This is a genomic window from Amycolatopsis sp. NPDC043889 (assembly GCF_056435645.1).
The window spans coordinates 181,333-202,828 of record NZ_JBWKEC010000002.1 but is presented as its reverse complement, the minus strand read 5'-3'; the positions used below and the strand labels follow the sequence as shown (position 1 = coordinate 202,828).

The window sequence follows — 21,496 nt, the reverse complement described above, 5'->3', positions numbered from 1 at the left end:
CGTGAAGGGCCCCTTCACTACCCTGAGGGTAGTGAAGGGGCCCTTCACGGACGCCAGCGTTGAGCGGGTCGGGACCGAGCCGCGCCTTCAGGCGGCGTGCGCCAGCGTCAGCGCGCCACCCGCCGCCGAAAGCACCAGAACGGACCAGCGGACGGACCGTTCGCCGACCCGGCGGCTCAGCGCCCGCCCCAGCAGGTCGCCGGCGAGCGCGGCGACCGCGACCGCGAGGAGCACGCTCATGGGCACCTCCACCCAGCCGAGACTGGGCAACGCCACCAGGCCGAGCAGGAAGAAGTAGATCGACAGCGTCCCGCGTGTCTCGTCCGCGCCCCAGCCCGCGCTCGCCCCGTACACCGCCACGGCGGGGCCGGAGAGCCCGGCGACGGAGTTCATCGCCGCGCTCAGCACGCCCGCGCCGACAGCGCCTGTCCTGCCCGCGAGCCGTCTGCTGGTGATGCCGCTGGCCAGCACGCCGACGGCCAGGACGCAGCAGCCGCCCGCGGCGAGCAGCAGCGGCCGCGCGGGGACACCGCGGACCACGAGCGCGACGACCGGGGTGAACACCACCGCGGGCACGGTCAGCCACGCGACCTGTGCCCATCTGATCGCCCGCCAATGGGTGATCGCGACCGCGAGATAGACCGGGAAGCCGAGCAGCAGGGTGAGCCGGACGGCGTCGAGCGGACCCAGCGCCAGCGCCAGGAACGGTACGCACAGCAGGGAAAGCCCCATCCCGGAAAGGCGCTGGGCGACCACCCCGGCCGCCGCCGCCAGCGAGGTCATGGCCAGGGTTCCCACAAGTCCATTGTGGAGCCGGTTTGCGAACGCCGGAAGCCGGTATCCGGCGAAGACGTCATAGTCCAACGCTATGAGCGGTGAACTGGACCCGTCGAACGCGTGGGTTCTGGCACTTCTGGCCGTTCCAGCCGTGCCGCACGCTCAGCGTCATTGCCTTTGGAACAGACGGGAGCGTGAGATGAAGATCGGTGTCCCTCGTGAAGTCAAGAACCACGAGTACCGGGTCGCGGTGACGCCCGCGGGCGTGCACGAATTCACTTCGGCCGGGCATGAGGTGTTCGTCGAGCGTGGAGCAGGCGAAGGTTCCTCCGTGCGCGACGAGGATTACGCCGCGGCAGGGGCGAAGGTACTCGACAGCGCCGACGACGTCTGGGCGACCGGAGACCTCGTGCTCAAGGTCAAGGAGCCGATCGCGGAGGAGTACCACCGGCTGCGGCGCGACCAGTTGCTGTTCACGTACCTGCATCTCGCCGCGAGCGAGCCGTGCACACGGGCGCTGCTGGACGCGGGCACGACGTCGGTGGCCTACGAGACGGTGCAGCTGCCGAACGGTTCTCTGCCCCTGCTGTTCCCGATGAGCGAGGTCGCCGGACGGCTGGCCCCGCAGGTCGGCGCGCAGACGCTGATGCGCGCCAATGGCGGACGGGGTGTGCTCATCGGCGGTGTCTCCGGGGTGGCCCCGGCGCGGGTGGTCGTACTCGGCGCCGGTGTCGCGGGCATGAACGCGGTCGCCGGCGCGGCCGGGACCTGGGCCGACGTCGTCCTGTTCGACAAGAACGTCGACAAGCTCCGTGCCGCCGACCGGATGTACCAGGGCCGGATCCGCACCGCCGCGGCCAACGCGTACTCGATCGAGGAGGCCGTGCTCGAGGCGGACCTCGTGATCGGCGCGGTGCTCGTGCCCGGTGCCAAGGCGCCGAGCCTGGTGTCGAACGACCTCGTCTCCCGGATGAAGCCGGGCAGCGTACTCGTCGACATCTCCGTCGACCAGGGCGGCTGCTTCGAGGACACGCGGCCGACCACGCACGCGGAACCGACGTTCGCCGTGCACAACTCGGTGTTCTACTGCGTCGCCAACATGCCCGGCGCGGTTCCGCACACCTCGACTTACGCGCTGACGAACGTCACGCTGCCCTACGCGCTGGAGCTGGCGAACAACGGTCTCGCCGGCGCCCTCGCGCGCTGCCCGGAGCTGCGCGGCGGGGTCAGCACGGTCGACGGGCGGCTGACGTCCGCGCCGGTCGGCGAGGCTCTCGGAATCGGCTCGGTTTCGCTGGACGACGTGCTCGGCTAGGTGGTGCGGGCCGGGATCTGGAGCTAGGTTCAGATCCCGGCCCCGTCGCCGAAAGGGAGGTGCCGTTGCCGCGAACGTTGATCGAAATCGACCGTACGTCCGCCGAGCCGCTCTACCGGCAGGTGCGGCGCGCGATCGAGCACGGCATCGCGATCGGCACGTTCGACCCGGCGCACCGGCTGCCGAGTTCGCGGGAGCTGGCCGCCGAACTGAGCGTTTCCCGCAACACCATCAACCTCGCCTACCAGGAGCTGGTCGCCGAGGGGTTCGTGGAGAGCCGGGAGCGCAGCGGCCTGTTCATCAACGCGGAGATGCGGCCACATTGCGCGGTGCAGGAGCGCGGCACCAGCCCGGCCATCGACTGGAGCGCGCGGGTGCGCCGGTATCCGGACGCCGGGGTGCCACATATCGAGAAACGCGTGGACTGGCACACCTATCCGTACCCGTTCCTCGCCGGTCAGGTCGACGTCACCGCGTTCCCGGCGCGGTCGTGGACCCGCTGCCTGCGCGACGCGCTGTACCGGCCGCACGTGTTCCCGAGCCTCCAGGACAGCGTCGGTTCGGACGACCCGATGCTGGTCGACCTGATCTGCCGTCAGCTGCTCACCGCGCGGGGGATCGAGGCCGACCCGGCCGAGGTGCTGATCACCGTCGGTTCGCAGCAGGGGCTCGACCTGCTCGGCCGCGCCCTGCTCGGACCGGACAGCGTCGTGGCGATGGAGAACCCGGGGTATCTCGACGCCCGGCACATCTTCCTGCGCACCGGCGCCGGGCTGCGTGGCGTCGACGTCGACCAGAGCGGCCTGCGCCCGCCGGAGACACTCGACGGCGTCGACCTGCTCTATCTCACTCCGAGCCACCACCATCCGACGAACGCGACGTTGAGCATCGGCCGCCGCCGTCGCTTGCTCAGCCTCGCCGCGAGTGCGGGCACGGTGCTCGTCGAGGACGACTACGACAGCGAGTTCCGGTACCACGGCAGCCCCACGCCCGCGCTCAAGGCGCTCGATGGCACCGGCGATGCGATCTATCTCGGCACCTTCTCCAAGTTCCTCTCACCCGGCCTGCGGCTGGGGTACCTGGTCGGGCCGCGTGAGCTGGTGCGGGAACTGCGGGAGATCCGGCGGTACGTGCTGCGGCATCCGCCCGGTCACCTCCAGCGGGCGCTGGCACTGCTCATCGACAGCGGCGAGTACCACCGGTCCCTGCGGCGGTACCGCACGAAGCTGATGCGGAAATGGGAGGCGACCTGCGCCGCGGTCACCGAACACCTGCCGTGGACGCAGACGGCGTATCCGCCGGGCGGGGTCAGTCTCTGGATGACCGGGCCGTCCGAACTGGACTGCCGGGCGCTGATGGAACGCGCCGAGCGCGACGGCGTCCTGATCGAGCCCGGCGACATCTTCTTCGTCGGGGACGAGCCGCCGCGCAACCACTTCCGGATCGGTTTCGCGGCGGTGCCGTTGCGCGACATCGACCCCGGTATCCGGCTGCTCGGCGAGGCCTGCCGCGACCTGCTCGGCGGCTGAACCGCGCAACTGGTACCACCGCACCGGAGCGTTCTGGACCTGTTCAGGCGGCCAGATGTGCCGCACTGTCTGGGGATCCTTCGTGAGCCAGGACACGTCGCCAGGAGGTCCGTGTGGTGGAGTTCGTTCGAGAAGATCCCCGGAATGCCGCCGATTTCGTCGCGCTCGGCGGCACCGTGCTCACGCTGGACGCGGCGGGGAGACGGGTCCGCGCGCTGGCCGCGTCCGGCGGGCGGATCACCGCGCTGGGGGCCGAACGGGAGATCTCGCGGTTGATCGGCCCGGAGACGACCGTGCTCGACCTGGCCGAGCGCACGGTGATCCCCGGCTTCGTCGAGTCCCACAACCATCCGGCGTTCTTCGGGATGACACTGGCCGCGCCGGTCGACGCCGGCAGCCCGCCCAACGACACCATCGCCGACATCGCCGGCCGGGTCGCCCAGGCGGCCAAGGACCTCGGACCGGGGGAGTGGATCCGCGGTTTCCGTTACGACGACACACTGCTCGCGGACGGCCGTCATCCGACGCGCGCGGACCTCGACCCCGTCTCCGGTCGCAATCCCGTGGTCCTGACCCATGTTTCCGGGCATTTCTGCACCGCGAACTCGCTCGCCCTGCGCGAAGTCGGGATCACCGCCGAGACCCCGGATCCGCCCGGTGGGCTCATCGTGCGGGACGCCCGGGGCGAGCCGACCGGGGTGCTCGTCGAGACGGCGGCCTTCCTCGTCACGTCCCGGCTGCCCGGTCAGAGCGCGGGCGAACTGGCCGAAGCCCTGCTGCTCGCCGACGAGGAATACCTCGCCAACGGCGTGACTTCCGTGCACGACACCGGGATCGGCCTCATCGGCGGAGCGGCGGAACTTGAGGCGTACGCGTTGTTGCGGCGGGCCGGGAAACTGCGCGTCCGGGTGCGCGGCTACCTGTTCGACGGCCTGCTTCCCGGCCTCGACGAGGGCGACCCGGAAGCTCCGGAAGCCCGCGTGGACGACAAGTTCGCGATGACCGGCGTCAAGATCGTCGCGGACGGGTCGATCCAGGGCAAGACCGGATGCCTCGCGGAGGGCTACACGTGCGACCCGGACGAGCACGGCATGATGCTGCTCGAACCCGCCGACCTCGGCCGCCGGATCGCGGCGCTCGACGCGGTGGGCTGGCAGGTCGCCGTGCACGGCAACGGGGACGCGGCGATCGACGCGATCATCGACGGCTACTCGCGGCTGGGGTCACCGAGCGGAACCGGCAGGCGGCATCGGATCGAACACTGCCAGACGGTGCGCGAAGACCAGTTGGACCGGATGGCCGCCCACGACATCCTCGCGTCGTTCTTCGTCAAACACGTCTACTACTGGGGAGACCGGCATCGTGACGTCTTCCTCGGCCCCGAGCGGGCGCGCCGGATCAGCCCGCTGGTCTCGGCCCGCTCGCGCGGAATCCACTTCGGACTGCATTCGGACACGCCGGTGACCCCGGTGCCGCCGCTGGAGGGGATCTGGTGTGCGGTACGCCGGATCACCAGGCAGGGCAAGGTGCTCGGCCCGGAACAGGCCGTGGACGTGGACGCCGCGCTGCGCGGCTACACGATCGACGCCGCCTATCTGGCGGGGGAGGAGAACGTCAAGGGCAGCCTGGAGGTCGGGAAGCTCGCCGATCTCGCGGTGCTGTCCGGCGATCCGACCACGATCGACCAGGACCGGATCCGCGAGCTGACCGTGGACGCCACCGTCAGCGGCGGCGAGGTCGTCTGGCGGCGCGAGGCGACGGGGGCAGGACGATGATCCGCAGCTGGCCAAGTGTCCTCATCGGACTGTTCGTTCCCGCTTTCGCCCTGCTGGCGGGAATTCTGCTGCTCTCCGGATCGACGGCATCGGTGCTGGGCATTCCGGTGCTGTTCTTCTGGGTGTTCTGCTGCTGCCCGCTGACCACCCTGTGCCTGTGGATCAGCTGGCGTTTCTTCGACCGCGCCCACTACCCGGAGGACGACTGATGCTGATCGCGATCGTGGCGGTGGTGATGGCGGGCTCGATCGGGCTCGCGGTGTGGGCGGGACGGTCGACGCGCGGTGGCGGGATCTCGGAGTTCCTCGTCGGCGGCCGGTCGTTCCCGGCGTGGCTGGTGTACTTCCTCGCGGTCGGCGAGGTGTACAGCATCGGGACGATGATCGGGTTCCCCAGCGGGATCTACGCGCACGGCGCGAGCTACGGGATCTGGTTCCTCGGCTACATCCTGCTCGCGTACTCACTGGGCTACTTCCTGGCGCCGCTGGTGTGGCGGGCGGCGAAACGGTACGACGCGATGACCGTGCCCGACGTGTTCGGACGGCATTTCGGCAGCAGGCGGCTCGAGCTGATCACCTGCGTCACGATGCTGATCGCGTTGATCCCGTGGGGGCAGTACCAGTTCATCGGCCTCCAGGTGGTGCTCGGCAATCTGGGGCTGCCGCTGGATCCCGTGCAGTGCGTGGTGCTGGCCGGCATCGTGGCGTTCGTCTACATCGCCGTCTCGGGGGTGCGGTCGCCCGCGTTCGTCTCGATCCTCAAGGATTTCTTCATGCTGCTCGGTGTCGTGCTCGTCGGGGTGGCCGTCGTGATCGCCGCAGGCGGCACCGCGAAGGTCAGCGGACCCGAGGTGCTGAGCGCGGCACAGACCACCATGGGCGGTTCGGAACTCACGTTCGCGATGACGACGATCCTCTTCCAGAGCATCGTGTTCTACCTCGGTTTCGGTGGCGCCTACGTGTTCCCGGCCCGTTCCGAACGCGCGGTGAAGAGTTCGACCGTGTGGATGCCGATGTACATGCTGATCTACCCGTTCCTGGTGCTGGCCGCCTATTACGGCGTGCGCGCGCATCCGGATCTGGAGAACCCGAACACGGTGTTCATGGTGACAGCCAAGGGATTGCTGCCGGACTGGCTGCTGGGCCTCGTCGCCGCCGGGGCCGCGCTGTCGGGCGTGCTGGTGCTCGCCGCGACCGCGCTCACCATCGGCGGCATGGTCTGCCGCAACATCGCGCCGAACGTCCCGGCCGCGGCGCAACGGCGGTGGACGGTCGTCGCGGTGGCGAGTTTCCTGGTGCTGGCGGCGGTACTGACCCTCGTCGCGTCGACGTTGATGCTCACCATCCTGAACCTGACCTACAACCTGCTGGCTCAGGTCGTCCCCGGCTGGCTCGCGATCCTGTTCGTGCGTCGGGTGCGGACCGCCGCGGTGGCCGCCGGGATGGTCACCGGGGTGCTCACCGCGATCGTCCTGTACGTCACCGGCGCGACGTTCGGCGGTTTCAACGCGGGGCTGGTGTCACTCGGGGTGAACCTGGCCGTGGTGGCGGTCTGGAGCCTGGCGGCGCCGGACAAGGCCCGGGTTCCGGTGGCGCGGTCGGCCGACAGCGTCTCGGACGCCGAGGCGGTGCCCTCCCTCAGCCGGTGACACGAACGATCTCGCGTGATCAGAGACGTAACTCGCGTGCTTGAAGGCGAAACTCGCGTGATTGGAGGCGTAACTCGCGTGCTTGAAGGCGGAACTCTCGCACCGCGTGTCTTACGGCTTCAAGCACGCGAGATCCGGCTCCAATCACGCATCATCCGGCTAGCTCGACCGGGTCCGCCATGAGCGCAGGGCGAGGCGTCGCGTCGCGGGCTGTGCCGCCTCGGCCACCGGACTTCCGTACACCGCCTTCGCGACCGAGAGTTTCAAGTCCCGGGACCGCCGGACGACGTGCGGCGGGAACCCGTTACCGGTCGGCCGGTCCGGCGTCCCGCCTGTCTCGGCGTCGAACGGCGTCCAGCCCGAGCCGAGATCGATCAGGCTGCGGTGCTTGGTCGTGTAGTACCCGCGCGACACGCTCATCGCGAGGCCGGTCGCGCCTGCCGCCGCGGCGACGAGGTGCAGGTGGTACCGGCTGGAGATCCAGGTCTGCCCGGGCGCCAGCGGGAGGCTGTGGCGCCAGATGTCGCGGAACGGGTGGAATTCCGCGCCGGCGAGTTCGTGTTCCAGCAGTGCCGGAACGGCGCGGTCGACCCGGGGGATCCCTTCGACGACGGCGAGTTGCTCAGGGTGGACTTCCCACGCGCGCAGCAAGCCGAGTACCTGGGCGGCCAGCGCGGACGGCTCGAAGGCGCCGATGTCGGACTGGACGCACAGCACGAATTCGCGCGCCTGCGCGGTGGGTCTCGGCTCGGGCGGTTCCAGGAAGACGTCGTCGCACGTCCGGACGGCGCCGGTGAGCAGTTCCGCCGAGGGGTCGTCGCGGACGTCGACGACGTCGAAGCGGTCGGTGAGTGAGCGGAGGAGGTCGGTCGCCCCGGGCGGGAACGGTGTCAGGCCCTGCCCGGTCATGGCCGTACGGGCACCCGATCGGCGTGCGGCGGCCACGGCGCCCGCGATCAGCCCGATGTGCCGGGGCCACAACGCGTTGAGGTAGCCGCCGCCGATCAGGTGCACCACGTCGGTCCGGCCGAGGAGGTCGATGCCCGCGTCCCACCGCGGCGCGAGCCCGGGGTCGTCCACCGCCGACTGCACCCAGCGCGCGACCTCCCACGGATCGTCCGACGGCGCTTCACCGCACAGCCGCCACAGGGTGTCCGTGCAGCGGAGGCGCGGATGCAGATCGTTCAAGAGCAGTTGCGCGGGTCCCGGCGAATGGGTGTCCAGCCAGACGTCGGCCTCCGGCGCGGTCCGCGCCAGATGACGCAGCCACGTCGCGGCGATCAGTTCGTCGCCGTAGTTGGGAAAACCGCTCGGGCCGATCAGATAGTGACAAGCGCGGGAAGGCGGATCGTTCCGCCCACCCGCGCTTCCGTCGAGGGTCACTGGGCGACGGTGATCTGCGTGTCCAACGCCTTGTCGCCCTGCGCCTTTTCGTTGCCGGTCGCCTCGGTCTTGACGCGGTCCTCGGCCACGCCCGCTCCTTCGAGCGCGGCGGTGATCGCTTCGGCGCGCTTTTCGGAGAGCGCCTTGGACTTTTCCGCGTCGGGGTAACCCGCGTGGGTGGCGACCATGATCTTCACGTCGTTGCCCTGCATGGCCTTGGCGATCTCGCCGAGTGCCGCCTTGCTCTTTTCGGACAGTTCGGCGCTTTCCGTGGTGAAGGCGATCGGCGACTGCTGGAGTGCCTGCTGGATCGCCGCGGTCACCTTCTGCGCCGCCTCGCCGCCGGCCTGACCCGCGTCCGCTCCCGAAGAAGCCGGGGCCCCGTCGCCGGAGGACGGCGCAGCGGCCGCGCTTGAAGCGGTTCCATTCGCGCCAGATGTTCCAGCCGCACCGTTCTCGCCCTCGGAGCCGCACGCGGCGACCAGGCCGGCCACGATCACCACGCCCGATACCGTCCGGGCAATATTCCTGCGCATGAAGTTCGAACTCCCTTTGGCCGTGTCCGCATTGGTGACCCCAGGGATACGAACACGAAAGAGCTAAATGCGCCAATCGTGAACCGGTGGAGCGGCGGTAAGTCCACCCGAGTGAGCTACCTCCGGCGATCCGCGTTCGCGGTGGTCGAGTCCGATTTCCTTACCCGCAAAGGGTAAATGAGGTGAAGTTCACGCGACTCACCCAACCGTCCGGCTCAAGTTGCGATGGAGCGCGAAGGGACTTTGATGGGAGTTATGCGCCGGTAGTCGGCGTATTCACAATAGGTGAGGAGTTCTCATGGGTATCGACTTCGAAGGCATGAAGGACAAGGTGAGCGGGGAGCACGTCGACAAGGCCGCCGATTTCGCGAAATCCCGCTTCGGTGACCACTCCGACAAGATCGACTCGGCCGCCGACAAGGCGAAGGACTACCTCGGCGAGTCCGGCGGCGAGCAGCAGCCGGGCGAGGGGCAGCAGGATTCACCGCAGGGTCAGTAACCCGAGGACTTCCCGGAACGGCGCGTACCCGGACGTGACCGAGGTGTCGAGAACCCGGGAGCGGCGGTAGAAAGGGCTGAGGTCGAGCCCCACGCCGATCCCGCGGATCTCGACGGTGTTCTCCTCCCGCGGCACCGTTTCCCGCAGATGTTCGTCCAGGTAGTGCGGATCGTTCGCCAGGCTCGTCGCGCTGTCCATGGGGCTGCCGTCGGAGAGGACGAGCAGGATCCGGCGTGCCTCCGTTCGCGCGCGCATCCGGCCACAGGCCCAGGCCACGGCCTCGCCGTCGATCCCTTCCCGGAACAGATCGGCTTTCAGCAGTGCCGCGAGATCCGGGCGCGCCCGGCGCCATGGGGTTTCGGCGTCCTTGAACACGAGGTGCAGGCGTTCGTTGAGCCTGCCGGGATGGCGCGGCCGTCCCGCTCGTCTCCATTCCCGCCCGGGTCCGCCGCCGTTCCAGGCGCCGGTCGTGAAGCCGAGTACCTCGCAGGACGCGCCGGCGAGTTCGATCGAGCGCGCGAAGAGGTCAACCAGCGCCGTGACGGGTTCCGCGTGCGCGGTCATCGAGCCCGAGCAGTCGATCAGGAACGTGACGAGGGTGTCCGCCACCGGTTCGATCCGCTCGGTGCGGAAGATCCGGCGTTCGGTGGGCGAGCTGATCAGCTGCGCCAGGGTGCGGCCGTCGAGCCGGCCTTCCTCCTGGCCGCCGTCCCAGCCGTCGCGCGCGGGCTCGGCGAGCACCGCCTTGAGGTCGCGTGCCAGCCGTCCCGGCCCGACGCCCTGCCTGGCGACCCGCCGGTCGAGCCGTTCGCGGAGTTCGGCCAGCAGTCCGGGGCGCACCAGATCCGACGCACGCCGTTCGCGGTCGTACGCGGTGGTGAAAACCCGGTACGCCGCACCGGATTCGCCCAACGTCCGGCTGGTACCGGCGGTCGCGGAGGGAATCTGCTCGCCGAGGCTCGCGTCGAAGTCGATCACGAGGCTGAACCGCGGGTCGGTGGGATCACCATCGTCCTCGGCGTCCTGCTCGGTCCCGGCGAGCAGGACGCCGGTCGTCCGGGCGATCGCCAGCGCGTGTTCGGCGAACGCCTTCTGGTCCGTCCGGTGCCGCCGAAGCCCGGCGAGGTCGTGGCCGAGCGAAGGGGCCAGCGCGAACCTGGTCGCCTCGATGAGGTCTTCGGTCTCCTCGACCACAGGTTCGCCAGTGATCCGTGACCGGCAGATCTGCGCGACCGTGTACAGCAGCAGTCCGCGTGCGGTCTCGGTCAGGCCGGACCGGTGGAACTCCAGTGACCAGCGAAGATGGCGGAGGCGCAGGTTCCGCCGCATTCCCGGTAGGTCCGCGGGCGGGAGCGACTCGACGCGGAACTGTTCCAGCAGCTCGAAAATCCCGCGTTCGGCCGGGTCTCGCGGGCACAGGCTCCGGTGCAGGGCGGCGTCGGAGGACGTCAGGCGCAGCGCCATCCCGTCCGCGATGCCGCGGGACGACAGCGGATCGTCGTCGGCCGACGGACGAAGATGCGGTGCGTGCAGGGGGAGCGGTTCGCGTCCGCGGTGCAGCCGTCGTGCCCGGAAGTGGAGCGCCGGATCGCCGCTGAGCGCCCGGATCGCGGCCGCACACAACTCCTCGACCTGGTTGCGGCGCCGGGTTTCCGCCTGCCCCGTAGTCATGCCGAGAGCAGCTGGAGCTCGTCGTCGAAGCAGCGCTGGAAGTACTCCGCCACCAGGTCCCGCTCGGCTTCGTCGCATTTGTTCACGAAGGACAGCCGGAAGGCCGTCGCCGGATCACCGAAGATCTCGATGTTCTCCGCCCAGGTGATCACCGTACGCGGGGACATCAATGTGGACAGATCACCGGCCTGGAAACCCTTGCGGGTCAGGGCGGCCACCGCGACCAGCGACGCCGCCAGCGTCTCGGAGACGCTGGGAACCCTCGCCCGCACGATCGCGATCTCCTCGGCGGCGGGCAGGTAGTTCAGCGAGACCACGATGTTCCAGCGGTCGATCTGCGCGTGGTTCAGCCGCTGCGCGCCGTGGTAGAGCCCGTTGAGGTTGCCCAGTCCGACCGTGTTGGCGGTGGCGAACAGCCGGAACGACGGATGCGGCCGCAGGACCCGGTTCTGATCGGTGAGGGTGAACTTGCCGTCCCGTTCGAGGACCCGCTGGAGCACGAACATGACGTCCGGGCGGCCCGCGTCGTACTCGTCGAGCACCAGCGCGACCGGCCGCTGCAGCGCCCACGGGAGGATGCCCTCCTGGAACTCGGTGACCTGCTTGCCCTCGCGCAGCACGACGGCGTCGCGGCCGACGAGGTCGAGGCGGTTGAGGTGACCGTCCAGGTTGACGCGCACGCACGGCCAGTTGAGCCGTGCGGCGACCTGCTCGATATGGGTCGATTTCCCGGTGCCGTGCAGACCTTGCACCAGCACCCGGCGGTCGCGGGTGAAGCCGGCGAGCAGGGCCAGCGTCACGTCCGGGTTGAAGCGGTACGCCTCGTCGACCTCGGGGACGTGCTCGCCGCGCTCTCGGAACGCGCCGACGACGAGGTCCGAATCGATGCCGAAGACTTCGCGTACCGGGAGCCGAAGCTCGGGGATCATGAGAACTCCTTACGACGGAACACTTTCCGGTTCGGACGCGCCCTCGGCGTCGACCCGGCTGATCGCCTCGGCCGCGCGCTGGAGTGCGGGCAGCGTCTGTAGCGCCTTGTCCGGTGTCAGGCGCATGACGGGCGCCTGCACGGCGACGCAGAGGTTGGCGCGCCCGGGCACGAGGACCGCGACGCACACCAAGCCGGGCAGGAACTCCTCGTCGTCGAGCGCGAACCCGTCGCGGCGGATGCGGGTGAACTCGGCTTCGAGCGCGTCGAGGTCGGTGAGGGTCTTGTTCGTGTACCGCTTGAGCGGCGCGTGCGCGAGCAGCTTCCGCCGCTGCGACGGGCTCATCTGCGCGAGGATCATCTTGCCGCTGGCCGAACAGTGGATCGGCACGCGGGAGCCGGGCCGGAGGTAGAACCGCAGCGGCTCCGGCGTCTCCACCCGGTCGAGGTACACGATCTCGTTGCCCGACAACGTGGTCACGTTGCAGCTCTCGCCGAGTTCGTCGACGAGGTGGCGCAGGACGGCGTGCCGGGCGCCGTGGTGGGTCGCGTTGAGGAGCAGGTTCTCCGCGAGCCGTCGCAGCCGGTGGCCGGTGCCGTAGTGGCGGCCGTCGGCCTGGCGGACCAGCAGGCCCGCCCCTTCGAGTTGCTGCAGCATGCGGTGCAGAGTCGGTTTCGGCAGGCCGGTCTCCTCGACGAGGCCCTGCAGGGAGACCAGCTGGTCCTTGGCGGCGATCAGCTCGAGCAGGGAGAACAGCCGCATGGTCGGCGTGTCCCCGTTGATCGGATCGGGTTCGCGAAGCAGCTCCATGTTCCGGAAAGTAGCACAGTTCGTCTCGGTTTTCAGAATCCGACGTTGACGCTCGGCGATCCGCGTCCTATCGTCGGTCGTATCCTGATTTCAGGAACGCCACGTATCGTTTTTTGTAAATCTTGCCTGTCGAAGGAGCGCAACATGACGGAACGGAAGACGGGTGACGGCCGCGTGGTCGTCAGCGGCCGGAAGAAGATGACCCCGTCCGAGGCCTTCGTCGAGACGCTCGTGGCGAACGGCGTCACCGACATCTTCGGCATCATGGGGTCGGCGTTCATGGACGCGATGGACATCTTCGCGCCGGCGGGCATTCGGCTGGTACCGGTCGTGCACGAACAGGGCGCCGGGCACATGGCCGACGGCTACGCCAGGGTGAGCGGCAGGCACGGCGTCGTCATCGGGCAGAACGGCCCCGGCATCAGCAACTGCGTGACCGCGATCGCGGCCGCCTACTGGGCGCACAGCCCGGTCGTCATCGTGACGCCGGAGGCGGGCACTATGGGCACCGGCCTCGGCGGCTTCCAGGAGGCCAACCAGCTGCCGATGTTCCAGGAGTTCACGAAGTACCAGGGGCACGTCAACAACCCGAAGCGGATGGCCGAGTACACCGGCCGTTGCTTCGACCGGGCCCACTCGGAACTCGGCCCGACGCAGCTCAACATCCCGCGCGACTTCTTCTACGGCGAGATCGAGGCCGAGATCCCGGAGCCCGCCCGGCTCGACCGCGGCCCAGGCGGCGAGCGGAGCCTCGACGAGGCCGCGGCGCTGCTGGCGACGGCGGAGTTCCCGGTGATCATCTCCGGCGGCGGCGTCGTGATGGCCGACGGCGTCGAGGAGTGCAAGGCGCTGGCCGAACGCCTCGGCGCGCCCGTGGTGAACAGCTACCTGCACAACGACTCGTTCCCGGCGAGCCACCCGCAGTGGTGCGGACCGCTGGGGTACCAGGGTTCCAAGGCCGCGATGAAACTGATCTCGCAGGCGGACGTCGTGATCGCGCTCGGCTCGCGCCTCGGCCCGTTCGGCACGCTGCCGCAGCACGGCATGGACTACTGGCCCAAGGACGCGAAGATCATCCAGATCGACGCGGACCACAAGATGCTCGGCCTGGTCAAGAAGATCACCGTCGGCATCTGCGGCGACGCCAAGGACGCGGCGGTCGCGCTGACCAGGCGCCTGGCGGACCGTACACTGGCCTGTGACTCCACAAAGGACGCTCGCGCGGCGAAGATCAAGGCGGAGAAGGACGCGTGGGAGGCCGAGCTCGACGCTTGGACCCACGAGACCGACCCGTTCAGCCTCGACATGATCGCGGAGCAGGAGAGCGAGGAAGGCAACTGGCTGCACCCCCGGGAAGTGTTGCGGGAGCTGGAGAAGGCGATGCCGCCGCGGGTGATGGTGTCGACCGACATCGGCAACATCAACTCGGTCGCGAACAGCTACTTGCGCTTCGAGGAGCCGCGCAGTTTCTTCGCCCCGATGAGCTTCGGCAACTGCGGGTACGCGCTGCCGACCATCATCGGCGCCAAGGCCGCCGCGCCAGACCGGCCCGCGATCTCCTACGCCGGCGACGGTGCGTGGGGGATGAGCATGGGTGAGATCATGACCGCGGTCCGGCACGACATCCCGGTCACGGCGGTGGTGTTCCACAACCGGCAGTGGGGCGCGGAGAAGAAGAACCAGGTCGACTTCTACAACCGGCGGTTCGTCGCGGGCGAGCTGGAGAGCGAGAGCTTCGCGGGGATCGCCAAGGCGATGGGTGCGGAAGGCATCGTCGTCGAGAAACTCGACGAGGTGGGTCCCGCCCTGCAGCGCGCCGTCGACGCTCAGATGAACGAGGGCAAGACCACCGTCATCGAGATCATGTGCACCCGCGAGCTGGGCGACCCGTTCCGCCGGGACGCGCTGTCCAAGCCCGTGCGGTTCCTGGAGAAGTACAAGGACTACGTGTAGGTCTCGTTATTTGCGCGTGAAGGCCCCCTTCCTCTTGGCTCGGTCGAAGGTGAAGGGGGCCTTCACGCGCGTTCAGCTGGGAAAGCTGGAAGTGCCCATCGGGCGGCGAGGTGGTCGTCCGCACGCGACGGCGTGAAGGGGACTTTCCCCCAGTCCTCCCCTTCTGCTTGCGACCACGCCGTGAAGGCCTCCTTCCCTACCTTGAGAGTAGGGAAGGAGGCCTTCACGGACCGGCCACCCATGGCTGGGCAACTGGACCCATCGATCGTCGCCGCTCTGGTGCTGGGCCGGTGCCAGCCGGGTTGCGAAAGTCGAAGCACAGACTCGTGTCTCGAAGGAGGTCTCCGGTGGACGTCACCCAGCTGCGAGCGCAGGCTCGACGGCATCTCGGCCCGCACTTCACCCGCAAGGACACCTGGGCCTCGGATTTCCCGGTGTTCGTACGCGGCGAGGGAAGCTACCTGATCGACACCGAAGGACGCCGTCATCTCGACGGGCTCGCCGGGCTCTTCTGCGTCAACATGGGCCACGGGCGGGCGGACATCGCCAAGGCGGCCGCCGACCAGGTCGGCACCCTGGCCTACGCGAGCAACTGGGGTTCGGCGCACACCCCGGCGATCGAGGCGGCCACGCTGCTGGCCGAGCTCGCGCCCGGCGACCTCGGGACGACGTTCTTCGTCAACTCGGGCTCCGAGGCGGTCGAAACCGCGCTGAAGTTCGCCCGGCAGTATCACCGCAGCCAGGGGGAGCCCGAGCGAACGAAGATCATCAGCCGGGACATGGCGTACCACGGCACGACCATCGGCGCCCTCTCGGTGACCGGGCTGGCGAAGATCAAGGAGCCCTTCGGCCCGCTCATGCCGGGCGTCCGGCACGTGCCGAACACTTTGGGACTGCTGGGAGACTGCGGTCCGGCGTCCGAATTGGACTGTGTCACGGCGATCGAGCGGGTCATTCTGGAGGAAGGGCCGGAGACGATCGCGGCGCTGTTCGCCGAGCCGGTGCAGAACGGCCGCGGGGCGCTGGTGCCGCCGAAGGGGTACTGGCCCGCTTTGCGCGCCCTGTGCGACAAATACGGCGTCCTGCTTGTGTCCGACGAGGTCATCTGCTCGTTCGGCAGGCTGGGGCACTGGTTCGGGCACGGTGTCACCGGGGTCGTGCCGGACCTGATCACCTTCGCCAAGGGATCGACGTCGGGCTACGCGCCGCTCGGCGGGGTGATCGTGCGCGAGAAGCTGGTCACCGAGCTGTACGACTCCCCGAAGGGTGGCGTCTTCACCCACGGCGCCACGTGGGGCGGGCATCCGGTCGCCACCGCCGTCGCCGTCGCGAACCTCACCGCGATGCGGGACGAGCGGGTGCTCGACAACGTGCTCACCGAGGGGCCGGAGCTGTTCGCCGCGCTGAACTCGCTCAAGTCCGCGCACCGCTGCGTCAAGGACGTCCGCGGTACCGGGTTCTTCTACGCCATCGAGCTGATGGCCGACCGCGACAGCGGCCGGGAGCTGACCGAGGCGGAGTCGTTGAAGGTGCTTCGCGAGGTGCTCCCGGAGGCGTTCCGGCGCACGGGCGTCATCCTCCGCGGTGACGATCGCGGCGCGACGATGCTGATGATCTCGCCGCCGCTCGTCGCCGATCGCGAGGTGCTCACCGAGCTTCTCCACGGCGTCGACGCGATGCTCAACGATGTCGAGAAGGCCGTCCAGCCCTGATCCTCTGTTCACCCGGTGGGGGTCGCCGTTTCGCGGCGGCCCCCGCTTCGTCCGTGGAGGTACTTCGATGAGCCTGACCACCGAGGTCACGCCGGACGCCACGCTCGACGCATGGCGGGAGGCGTTGCGCGGCCGGGATCTCCGCGTCGCCTTGCCTGACGGTGACGACGAGCGCGCCGTCCGCGCCGCACTGACGTTGCGGGACGAGGGGATCGTGCGGCCGCTGCTCTTCGGTGACGGGGCGCGCCTTCGCACGGCGGGGGCCACGGACGACCTGATCGTGGACCTCGCGGACGCTCTTGCCGACGACGGGATCGAGGCCGCGCTGACAGCGGGATTCGCGCGTCGTCCGGAAAACCTCGACGCCGCCCGGCGCGATCCGGTGTTCGTGGCGGCCGCGGCCTTGCGAGCGGGCGTCGTGGACGCCTGTGTCGCCGGCGCGACCCGGCCGACGGCCGACGTCCTGCGGGCGGGACTCCGGGTCGTGGGCCTCGCCCCAGGGGTGTCCACTTTGAGCAGTTGCTTCCTGCTGCTGCTCCCGGACGGGCGGCGGCTGACCTTTTCGGACTGCGCCGTGGTACCCGAGCCGGGGGCGGCGCAGCTGGCGGACATCGCGCTCGCCGCGGCGGCGACCCATCGCGGCCTGACGGGCGAAGATCCCGTGGTCGCGATGCTGTCGTTCAGCACGCAGGGGAGTGCCGCCCATCAGCGCGTCGACGTCGTCCGTGAGGCGACTTCGTTGGTGCGGCAGCGGGAACCCGGCCTTCCCGTGGACGGAGAATTGCAGTTCGACGCCGCGCTGGTGGCGTCGATCGCGGCGGCCAAGGCTCCCGGATCCGCGGTAGCCGGCCGCGCGAACGTCCTCGTCTTCCCCAATCTGGACGCGGGCAACATCGGCTACAAGATCGCCGAACGGCTCGGCGGCGCCGTCGCGCTCGGCCCGATCCTTCAAGGCCTCGCCGCGCCGCTCAACGATCTCTCCCGCGGCTGCTCGGCCTCCGACATCGAGACGCTCGCGCTCTTGAGCGCCGTCCAAGCTAGCCGAGCACGGCAAGGGTGACGTAGGCGATGGTGCCGACGAGCAACGTGGAGAGCAGGCCGAGCAGCAGCGCCCGGCCACCGGTGCGGACCAGGGTGCCGATCCGCACCGCGCAGCCCAGCCCGAAGAGCGCACCCGCCAGCAGCAGCGTGCAGACCACCTTGGCGACGTCGAGTGCGACGCCCGGCAGGATCCCGGTGCTGCGCACCACCACCATCGCCAGGAAACCGAGGACGAACAGCGGGACCAGCGGCGTGCGCTTCCCGCCGGCGGACGGGCGGCGACGGCGTTCGTGCACGCTGACCGCGGCGACCATCGGCGCCAGCAGGACGACCCGGCTCAGCTTTACCACCACGGCGACCGCGACGGCGGCGGTCCCCGCCGGGGTGGCGGCCGCGACGACCTGCGCGACCTCGTGCACGCTCAACCCGGCCCAGCCGCCGAGCCGCAGCGCGTCCATGCCCAGCCGGCCGCCGAGGAGGGGGACCGCCGCGATCGCCAGGCCGCCGTAGAAGGTGACCAGCGCGACCGCGGTCGCGACGTCGGAGTCTTCACGCTCGACGACGCCTTCCATCGCCGCGATCGCCGACGCGCCACAGATGGAGAACCCGGTCGCGACCAGCATCGCGAGACCGCGCGGAACGCCGATCAGCCTGCCCAGCCCGAGCGTGCCGAGGAACGTGAGGCCGACCGTCAGCACGACCGCGAGCAGGGTGCCAGGACCGAGGGAAAGCACCGAAGGGAGCGCGAGTTGCAAACCGAGAAGGACGACACCGGCGCGCAGGAGCTTCTTCGTCACCTTCGCGATGGCTTGCCTGGTGCCGTCCGAGAGCACCGGCAGCGAGCCGGCGAGCACCCCGAGCACGACCGCGAGCGTGAGGGCGCTGAGCACGGGAACGGCGGTGCTCAGCAGATACGCGACGGCCACACCGAGCGCGGTGACGGCGAGACCGATCAGATGCGGCTTCGTCCGCCGCGCATACGTGGTGCTCATGCTGACGAGCGTCGTCCGGAAAGCACGGTGCCGGTAGCCGGGAATACGGCGGGTAGATCATGCAGTTTGGCTATGACAGCACCGGAGCTGGATTCGTTGCGCCTGCTCGTCCTCGTCGGCGAACTGGGCAGCATCGGGCAGGCCGCCGCCGTCCTCGGACTCGCGCAGGCGTCGGCGAGCAAGCGGCTGTCCTCTGTGGAACGACGACTCGGTCTGGTGCTGATGGACCGGACCCGCCGCGGTTCCGCGCTCACCCCGGACGGTCGCGTGATCGCCGGCTGGGCGCGCCGCGTGCTCGCCGAGCTCGACGGGCTGCTCGACGGCGCCGAGGCCCTGCGGACCCGGCACGAGGCAGAGCTCCGCGTCGCGGCGAGCATGACCTTGGCCGAACACCTGGTCCCGGGCTGGATCGGCGAGCTCAACCGCGCGAACCCCGGCCTCTACCTCGGCCTCGAGGTCACGAATTCGGAGCAGGTGGCCGTACTGGCCCGCGAGGGCAAGGTCGACCTCGGCTTCGTCGAGTCGCCCGGGGCGCTGCCCGGTCTCGCGTCGCGGAAAGTCGCTGGTGACCATCTCGTGGTGGTCGTCTCCGGCACCCATCCCTGGGCGCGCGAACGTCGTCGGCTGACCCCGGCGGAGCTGGCGAGTACGCCGCTCGTGGTGCGGGAACACGGCTCCGGAACCAGGGAGACCGTCGACACCGCCTTGCGCGAGGCCGGCGTGGGGCCGGTGAAACCGTTGCTGGAGCTGGGTTCCGCGTCCGCCGTCCGCAACGCCGTACTCGCGGGAGCGGGCCCCGCGGTGATCAGCGCACTGGACGTCGCCGGACACGATCTCGTGGTCGTCGCGGTGGAAGATGTCCACTTCGGTCGCGTCCTGCGCGCGGTCTGGCCCGTCGGACGGCGCCTCGACGGCCCGGCGGCGGAACTGCTGGCCTTGGCGACGCACAAGCCGTCCTGAGTGGTATCTGGACCCCTTTCCCACATCGTAACTGGCACTCGCTCAGGGCCCGACTTGTTCCTACGGTGACCGGAACCACAATGGAGCTCCCAGCGCCACCGCCCCGGCGGTGCGTGCGAGAAGGAGGAGACGTGACTTCAGCGTCCGACCCGGCACAGAGCAGCGGCCTGAAACCAGGGCTCAAGCAGCGACATATGAACTTGATCGCCCTCGGCGGCGTCATCGGGGCCGGGCTGTTCGTCGGCAGCGGCGTGGTCATCCAGTCGGCCGGTCCGGCCGCGGTGGTCTCGTTCCTCATCGCCGGCCTGATCACCGTGCTCATCATGCGGATGCTCGCGGAGATGACGATCGCCAAACCCGCGCTCGGCTCGTTCTACGTCTACGCGAGGGAAGCGCTCGGCAACCGCGCGGGTTTCGCCGTCGGCTGGATGTACTGGTACTTCTTCGTCATCGTCGTGGCGGTCGAAGCCGTCGCGGGCGGCCGGATCCTGCAGCTGTGGGTACCGGACGTGCCACTGTGGGTGCTCAGTCTCGGCCTGCTCCTGATCCTCACCGGCACCAACATGGTCTCGGCCCGGTCCTACGGCGAGTTCGAGTACTGGTTCTCCTCGATCAAGGTCGTCGCGATCGTCGTCTTCCTGGTCGTCGGTGCCCTGTACCTGTTCGGCTTCTGGCCGGGTGCCCAAGGTGGACTGACGAATCTGGTCTCTCACGGCGGATTCGCGCCACTCGGGATCGGCGCGGTACTCGCGGCGGTGGTCCCGTGCATCGGTTTCTACACCGGCGCGGAGATCGTCACCATCGCCGCCGCCGAGTCCGCGGAACCGAAGAAGGCGATCGCGAAGGCCATGCGGTCGATCATCTTCCGGGTCGTGCTGTTCTACGTGGGTTCGGTGTTCCTCGTCGTCGCGATCAAGTCCTGGGACGACCCGGCGACCGCGGTGAGTCCGTACGCGGCCGTGCTGGAGGTGCTCGGTATCCCGGCCGTGGCCACGATCATGAACGCGATCGTCCTGACCGCGGTGCTCTCCTGCCTGAACTCGGCGCTGTACACCTCGTCGCGGATGCTGTTCGCGCTCACCAGCAACGGCGACGCGCCGAAGGCCTTCACCGCGCTTTCCCGCAGCGGTGTGCCGCGGCGCGCGATCCTGGCCGGGACCGCGATCGGGTACGTGTCCGTCATCGCCGCCTACACCTCGCCGGATCTGATCTTCCAGTTCCTGGTCAACTCCTACGGTGCCGTCGCGCTGTTCGTGTACCTCTCGATCGCGCTCGCGCAGGTGCGGCTTCGCCGCAGGCTGGAACGAGAGGATCCGGACAAGCTCACGCTCAAGATGTGGCTGTTCCCGTGGCTGAGCTATGCCACCATCGCGCTGATGGCCGCGGTGATCCTGGCGATGGCGCTGCTGCCGTCGACGCGCTCGCAGTTCTGGCTCAGCGCGGTGACACTCGCGTTGATCCTCGTCGGATTCGAGATCCGGCGGCGGCGGGGGAGGCCGGTGGCCAAGGTGCCCTCCGGGCCCATCGATCCCGAACCCACGAGGGACGCGGCCCCGGCCGCCGTCCGGGAGTGACCCGGCGGGCACCGTGAAGCCCGGCCCGCCCGCGGGTTCTCCTGCGGGCGGGCCGTTTCCCCGTTCACCGGCTCACGGTGATCTCCCTTGTCACGCTTGAAAGTTTCTCGGGATTGCGGACGTGGTAGGCGCCGGTGACGTAGCCGTTTTCGACCCGTACCGCCAGCACGCCGTCGATCTCCCGCCTGCGCGAAACCCGGCCAGCGCACCTGCTCGATATTCAGATCCGGAACCAGCACCGGCGATCCGCTCGTGAACGCTTCCACGCCGGGTCCCTCGCCGACGGTGTACTGCGCTTCCGCGAGGTCGGCGGCCCCCTGTCCGCTGGCGCCCAAGACCTCCTCGGCGTGTGAACCACCCCGCAACGCCAGGATCGCCGCGTCCACCTGGCC

Annotated in this window: 18 protein-coding genes; 11 read left to right on the top strand and 7 right to left on the bottom strand. The window is 69.4% G+C overall.

Annotated features, from left to right (window positions below; translation table 11 throughout):
- Window positions 1–87: 87 nt before the first annotated feature.
- Window positions 88–798 carry a TSUP family transporter gene (locus tag AC0685_RS06430; protein WP_478224626.1) on the bottom strand — a complete coding sequence of 237 codons (711 nt, stop codon included), beginning with the start codon at window positions 796–798 and terminating at the stop codon, window positions 88–90.
- Between the two features lie 178 nt (window positions 799–976).
- Between AC0685_RS06430 and ald the strand changes: the two genes are divergently transcribed.
- From ald to AC0685_RS06405, 5 genes are all read left to right on the top strand, one after another.
- Window positions 977–2,092, top strand: coding sequence for an alanine dehydrogenase (gene ald / locus AC0685_RS06425; RefSeq protein ID WP_478224625.1), 1,116 nt, complete (start codon window positions 977–979; stop codon window positions 2,090–2,092).
- A 65-nt stretch (window positions 2,093–2,157) separates the two neighbouring features.
- Window positions 2,158–3,621 carry a MocR-like pyridoxine biosynthesis transcription factor PdxR gene (gene pdxR / locus AC0685_RS06420; protein ID WP_478224624.1) on the top strand — a complete coding sequence of 488 codons (1,464 nt, stop codon included), beginning with the start codon at window positions 2,158–2,160 and terminating at the stop codon, window positions 3,619–3,621.
- Window positions 3,622–3,734: 113 nt separating this feature from the next.
- Window positions 3,735–5,396: an amidohydrolase gene (locus AC0685_RS06415; protein ID WP_478224623.1), complete on the top strand. Its 1,662-nt coding sequence runs from the start codon at window positions 3,735–3,737 to the stop codon at window positions 5,394–5,396.
- Entirely contained in the window at window positions 5,393–5,605 is a 213-nt protein-coding gene (locus AC0685_RS06410) for a DUF3311 domain-containing protein (protein ID WP_037339284.1), read from the top strand. The genes AC0685_RS06415 and AC0685_RS06410 overlap by 4 nt, the downstream gene beginning before the upstream one ends.
- Complete coding sequence (locus AC0685_RS06405) at window positions 5,605–7,044, top strand: sodium:solute symporter family protein (protein ID WP_478224622.1); 1,440 nt, start codon at window positions 5,605–5,607, stop codon at window positions 7,042–7,044. Before AC0685_RS06410 ends, AC0685_RS06405 begins: the two co-directional genes overlap by 1 nt.
- A gap of 159 nt (window positions 7,045–7,203) precedes the next feature.
- On the opposite strand, the gene AC0685_RS06400 is transcribed toward AC0685_RS06405, so the two are convergent.
- Together AC0685_RS06400 and AC0685_RS06395 are read right to left on the bottom strand one after the other, a co-directional pair.
- Window positions 7,204–8,427 carry a polysaccharide pyruvyl transferase family protein gene (locus tag AC0685_RS06400; protein WP_478224621.1) on the bottom strand — a complete coding sequence of 408 codons (1,224 nt, stop codon included), beginning with the start codon at window positions 8,425–8,427 and terminating at the stop codon, window positions 7,204–7,206.
- Window positions 8,424–8,963 carry an OmpA family protein gene (locus AC0685_RS06395; protein WP_478224620.1) on the bottom strand — a complete coding sequence of 180 codons (540 nt, stop codon included), beginning with the start codon at window positions 8,961–8,963 and terminating at the stop codon, window positions 8,424–8,426. Before AC0685_RS06395 ends, AC0685_RS06400 begins: the two co-directional genes overlap by 4 nt.
- 298 nt (window positions 8,964–9,261) lie before the next feature.
- Between AC0685_RS06395 and AC0685_RS06390 the strand changes: the two genes are divergently transcribed.
- A complete protein-coding gene (locus AC0685_RS06390; protein WP_125682836.1) occupies window positions 9,262–9,462 on the top strand; it encodes an antitoxin in 201 nt (66 codons plus the stop codon).
- Here AC0685_RS06390 and AC0685_RS06385 read toward each other — a convergent pair.
- Genes AC0685_RS06385 through AC0685_RS06375 form a run of 3 tightly spaced genes read right to left on the bottom strand, consistent with a single transcriptional unit; the run spans window position 9,445 to window position 12,872 of the window.
- Entirely contained in the window at window positions 9,445–11,133 is a 1,689-nt protein-coding gene (locus tag AC0685_RS06385; protein ID WP_478224619.1) for a cobaltochelatase CobT-related protein, read from the bottom strand. The two genes, AC0685_RS06390 and AC0685_RS06385, sit on opposite strands and share 18 nt — an antisense overlap.
- Complete coding sequence (locus AC0685_RS06380; protein ID WP_478224618.1) at window positions 11,130–12,062, bottom strand: AAA family ATPase; 933 nt, start codon at window positions 12,060–12,062, stop codon at window positions 11,130–11,132. The genes AC0685_RS06385 and AC0685_RS06380 overlap by 4 nt, the downstream gene beginning before the upstream one ends.
- Window positions 12,063–12,071: 9 nt before the next feature.
- Window positions 12,072–12,872 carry an IclR family transcriptional regulator gene (locus AC0685_RS06375; RefSeq protein ID WP_340688425.1) on the bottom strand — a complete coding sequence of 267 codons (801 nt, stop codon included), beginning with the start codon at window positions 12,870–12,872 and terminating at the stop codon, window positions 12,072–12,074.
- A 144-nt stretch (window positions 12,873–13,016) separates the two neighbouring features.
- On the opposite strand from AC0685_RS06375, the gene xsc reads away from it, so the two are divergent.
- From xsc to AC0685_RS06360, 3 genes are all read left to right on the top strand, one after another.
- Window positions 13,017–14,825, top strand: a complete 1,809-nt coding sequence (gene xsc / locus AC0685_RS06370) for a sulfoacetaldehyde acetyltransferase (protein WP_125795585.1) — start codon at window positions 13,017–13,019, stop codon at window positions 14,823–14,825.
- A gap of 347 nt (window positions 14,826–15,172) precedes the next feature.
- On the top strand, window positions 15,173–16,537 hold the full coding sequence (locus tag AC0685_RS06365; protein WP_478224617.1) for an aspartate aminotransferase family protein: 1,365 nt from the start codon (window positions 15,173–15,175) through the stop codon (window positions 16,535–16,537).
- A 67-nt stretch (window positions 16,538–16,604) separates the two neighbouring features.
- Window positions 16,605–17,597 (top strand): phosphotransacetylase, encoded by a 993-nt coding sequence (locus tag AC0685_RS06360; RefSeq protein WP_478224616.1) that lies wholly within the window; start codon window positions 16,605–16,607, stop codon window positions 17,595–17,597.
- Here AC0685_RS06360 and AC0685_RS06355 read toward each other — a convergent pair.
- The gene (locus AC0685_RS06355; protein WP_340688428.1) at window positions 17,575–18,570 is read right to left on the bottom strand and encodes a YeiH family protein; all 996 of its coding nucleotides are present in this window, start codon (window positions 18,568–18,570) and stop codon (window positions 17,575–17,577) included. The genes AC0685_RS06360 and AC0685_RS06355 overlap by 23 nt on opposite strands.
- A 72-nt stretch (window positions 18,571–18,642) precedes the next feature.
- Here AC0685_RS06355 and AC0685_RS06350 point away from each other — a divergent pair, with 72 nt between their 5' ends.
- Both AC0685_RS06350 and AC0685_RS06345 read left to right on the top strand, forming a co-directional pair.
- A complete protein-coding gene (locus AC0685_RS06350) occupies window positions 18,643–19,530 on the top strand; it encodes a LysR family transcriptional regulator (RefSeq protein ID WP_478224615.1) in 888 nt (295 codons plus the stop codon).
- Between the two features lie 194 nt (window positions 19,531–19,724).
- The gene (locus tag AC0685_RS06345; protein ID WP_478224894.1) at window positions 19,725–21,104 is read left to right on the top strand and encodes an amino acid permease; all 1,380 of its coding nucleotides are present in this window, start codon (window positions 19,725–19,727) and stop codon (window positions 21,102–21,104) included.
- The last annotated feature ends 392 nt before the right edge of the window (window positions 21,105–21,496 follow it).

Excerpts from the sequence above, each read along its gene's own strand:
- ald (WP_478224625.1), top strand. The coding sequence starts at position 977 with ATGAAGATCGGTGTCCCTCGTGAAGTCAAGAACCACGAGTACCGGGTC.
- AC0685_RS06410 (WP_037339284.1), top strand. The coding sequence starts at position 5,393 with ATGATCCGCAGCTGGCCAAGTGTCCTCATCGGACTGTTCGTTCCCGCT.
- AC0685_RS06405 (WP_478224622.1), top strand. The coding sequence starts at position 5,605 with ATGCTGATCGCGATCGTGGCGGTGGTGATGGCGGGCTCGATCGGGCTC.
- AC0685_RS06395 (WP_478224620.1), bottom strand. The coding sequence starts at position 8,963 with ATGCGCAGGAATATTGCCCGGACGGTATCGGGCGTGGTGATCGTGGCC.
- AC0685_RS06390 (WP_125682836.1), top strand. The coding sequence starts at position 9,262 with ATGGGTATCGACTTCGAAGGCATGAAGGACAAGGTGAGCGGGGAGCAC.
- AC0685_RS06385 (WP_478224619.1), bottom strand. The coding sequence starts at position 11,133 with ATGACTACGGGGCAGGCGGAAACCCGGCGCCGCAACCAGGTCGAGGAG.
- AC0685_RS06380 (WP_478224618.1), bottom strand. The coding sequence starts at position 12,062 with ATGATCCCCGAGCTTCGGCTCCCGGTACGCGAAGTCTTCGGCATCGAT.
- AC0685_RS06375 (WP_340688425.1), bottom strand. The coding sequence starts at position 12,872 with ATGGAGCTGCTTCGCGAACCCGATCCGATCAACGGGGACACGCCGACC.
- xsc (WP_125795585.1), top strand. The coding sequence starts at position 13,017 with ATGACGGAACGGAAGACGGGTGACGGCCGCGTGGTCGTCAGCGGCCGG.
- AC0685_RS06360 (WP_478224616.1), top strand. The coding sequence starts at position 16,605 with ATGAGCCTGACCACCGAGGTCACGCCGGACGCCACGCTCGACGCATGG.
- AC0685_RS06355 (WP_340688428.1), bottom strand. The coding sequence starts at position 18,570 with ATGAGCACCACGTATGCGCGGCGGACGAAGCCGCATCTGATCGGTCTC.
- AC0685_RS06350 (WP_478224615.1), top strand. The coding sequence starts at position 18,643 with ATGACAGCACCGGAGCTGGATTCGTTGCGCCTGCTCGTCCTCGTCGGC.
- AC0685_RS06345 (WP_478224894.1), top strand. The coding sequence starts at position 19,725 with ATGAACTTGATCGCCCTCGGCGGCGTCATCGGGGCCGGGCTGTTCGTC.